The organism is Bradyrhizobium sp. MI1.7 (assembly GCF_055811795.1).
The window spans coordinates 1-2200 of sequence record NZ_JBVVPO010000181.1 but is presented as its reverse complement, the minus strand read 5'-3'; the positions used below and the strand labels follow the sequence as shown (position 1 = coordinate 2200).

At 58.0% G+C, this 2200-nt stretch carries 2 protein-coding genes; both read right to left on the bottom strand.

The genetic code is table 11. From position 1 onward, the window contains the following. Nucleotides 1-28: 28 nt before the first annotated feature. Nucleotides 29-190, bottom strand: a complete 162-nt coding sequence (locus AC0L3X_RS46915) for a hypothetical protein (protein ID WP_161495836.1) — start codon at nucleotides 188-190, stop codon at nucleotides 29-31. A gap of 246 nt (nucleotides 191-436) precedes the next feature. Further along, nucleotides 437-2200 (bottom strand): DUF3987 domain-containing protein (locus AC0L3X_RS46910; protein ID WP_473317586.1); only part of this gene is annotated, 1764 nt, incomplete at its 5' end.

The following is a 2200-nucleotide window of genomic DNA, read 5'->3' as shown; positions in this document are numbered from 1 at the left end:
GGTGGGCTGGCAACTTCGGAATGGCCCCCTACCCTAACCACGGCACCAAGTCGCCGCGACCTGCCTCGATCAGCACATCAACGGGCACCCACTGCCATTGCCACTCGCCAGTCGAGGTGTCGCGCCCGTAGGCGTGGAGCAACTCGCCATCGCATTCGTCGGCATCTTCAATTGTGTCTGGATCGATCATCACACCCCATCCTCCGAGACCGACTTGCAGATTTGCAACCCATAGGGATTCTCGGAGTGATCCGAAAAAAGCGGGAGTGATTGCAAATGCTGCAATTCTGCAAGTGAATAGATAATATTTATATATATCATATACTTACACCTACCACACCACTTGCCAAACTCTTGCCATTTGCAACACCGTGGCACAATTTCCAGTACCACCTCGTTGCAATTGCCGTTCTTCTGCAAGAATTCTGCAAGTCCCTCACCCACCACTGGCGGGTGAGAGAACGAACCGCTTGCCGTCCGTCTTCTCGATCTGGCGGGTTTCCTGAAGCCGGAGGATCGCAGCATCAAACGTCCTGGTATCTGAGCCACTGATGCCGCGGCGCTTCAGCAATTCAGCTCGATACATAGAGCCGCCGCGACTGGAGCGGAGCGAAGACAGAATGGCCTGGCAGAGCTGCTCAAACTGGCTGCTAGACATATACTTGTCGACGCCATCATCGAGCGACCGGACGGAGGCCAACATGATCGCGTGTGCCCACCGCACATCCTCGACACTGACTGAAGGCCGCGAGGGGCTGCGGCTGAGCGCGCGTAAAGTGGCCAACCGGATTGCGTTCTCTGCCAATCGTCCAACGAGACCATCCCTGGTTTCGTCACGCTCGATTTCAGATTCCTGCCAATCTTCGATTGCCAACCACGCGGCTTCGGCCGCCTCATCAGCCCACGGGACTTCGTACAGATGGGGCTGAACATCGGGCGTCCGCCAATTCCCCTGCGAGTTCATGGATGGCCACGGGAACTTCTTTTGCGCTTCCTTGATCGCCTCCCGCAATGGCTCCGGCACCACCAGCCCGCCGTCGCGAGGATTGCCGCGCTCCGGTCGCTTGGTTGGGGCAATAAAGACCATGCGGGCGGCGAAGCCGTCCGACAGGTTTTTATCCGACAAACCACCGTAAAATCGTGTTGGTGTCGACGTGCCGATGACTGTCAACGACGGGCAATGGATCGGCGCCCCGATCCGATCGTCATCCATGGTTTCCTTGCCGAACCAGACACCGGTCGATTTCGAGTATAGCTCCAACATAGCTTTGCGAATTGTCGACGCCCAGTTCCCATTTCCTTTTGCGTTGATCGACTCCAGAACGTCACCAACTTCGTCCCAAGGCATTACGACGACGGGCTTACGACGAAGGATTTTCTCGATCGCACTGGCGCTGGATACTTCACCGGCTCCCACGAGGAACGCCATATCGGTCTCCTGCAGCAACTTCACCAACCGCTGCAGCGGCGCCTCTTTACCGAACCCCGGACCGGCGATGCCGGCGAGATAGAGGTTCACCCCACAAGTGGTCGGGCCAATAACGCGCCGCCCATAGAACACTGACATGAAGGCGATTGCCGACATGACCGCAAACTCGGGTGACTTGCGCCGAGACGTATCGAGAATCCACTGTGAGATGTCTGCCATGAGACCACCGCACGCTTCAGGCGTGAAAGGGTCCTCGTCATGACGACGGTTCGCAGGCGATCTGGTGTCATCGTTGGCGGGCGTCGGCAGCGCGACTGGGCCAGTGATGATCGCGACAGCCTGGCGCTGCTGCCATCCAAGATCGGCGGGATCGACGCCAACCTGTTCGCATAGCCAGAATGCGGCATCCTTGGTGGTGGGCGCACCACCAAACTCCTTCACGAGTTCAATGGGCGTGGCACCATGTTCGCGGCCGAAGTCTTGAATCCCTTCGGGATGGATTGAGATATCCTCCTCAAGTTTCCGGCCAAGCTCTTGGCTGGAAACTCGCCACGCTCCAGTGCCAGGTTGGTACTGTGCGCCAGGAAATAGCGTTTTCACCCATCGGTCTGGCGACGCAATAGCCGCGGTGTTGACCTGCTGCCAGAACGAATCTCCAGCCGACGCGCGCTTCGTCTTAGGCTTCTCCTTCACCCGCTCGCCAAGGCCAGCGAGAATAGTTTCGGCCTCGGAAAGAAACGCGGCGATCTCACTGTTGGTTATGGCGGGCAA

Coding starts and splice junctions, on each gene's coding strand:
- AC0L3X_RS46915 (WP_161495836.1), bottom strand. CDS start 190: ATGATCGATCCAGACACAATTGAAGATGCCGACGAATGCGATGGCGAG.